The sequence below is a fragment of the Pseudomonas juntendi genome, assembly GCF_009932375.1.
Taxonomy (GTDB): Bacteria; Pseudomonadota; Gammaproteobacteria; order Pseudomonadales; family Pseudomonadaceae; genus Aquipseudomonas; species Aquipseudomonas juntendi.
This window is the reverse complement of record NZ_BLJG01000432.1, coordinates 1-317: the sequence shown is the minus strand read 5'-3', so window position 1 is coordinate 317 and position 317 is coordinate 1. Positions and strand designations below refer to the sequence as shown.

The 317-nt window shown below is 59.0% G+C and carries 1 protein-coding gene; it reads right to left on the bottom strand.

The window, feature by feature from the left end; genetic code table 11:
• Nucleotides 1-23 precede the first annotated feature (23 nt).
• Nucleotides 24-317, bottom strand: a 294-nt coding sequence (locus GYA94_RS26545) for a DUF2058 domain-containing protein (protein WP_161893441.1), incomplete at its 5' end; no start/stop codon positions are given.

The following is a 317-nucleotide window of genomic DNA, read 5'->3' as shown; positions in this document are numbered from 1 at the left end:
CGCCGAAGCGGGGTTTTTCGTTTTTACCACATCAGATCGTCAGGGATCTTGTAGGCCGCGTACGGGTCATCTTCGTCCGCTTCCTCAACATGGGTGTTCAGCAACAGGATACGGCTGGGGTCGCGTTCCTGGATCTTCACCGCTGCTTCGCGCGGGATCACCTCGTAACCGCCGGCATGGGCCACCACCGCCAACGCACCGTTGCTCAGCTTGGTACGCATCAGCGCGTTGACGGCGATACGCTTGACCTTCTTGTCGTCAACGAAGTTGTAATAGTCCTCCGTGCTCAGCTTGGGCAGGCGCGTGGCTTCGATCAG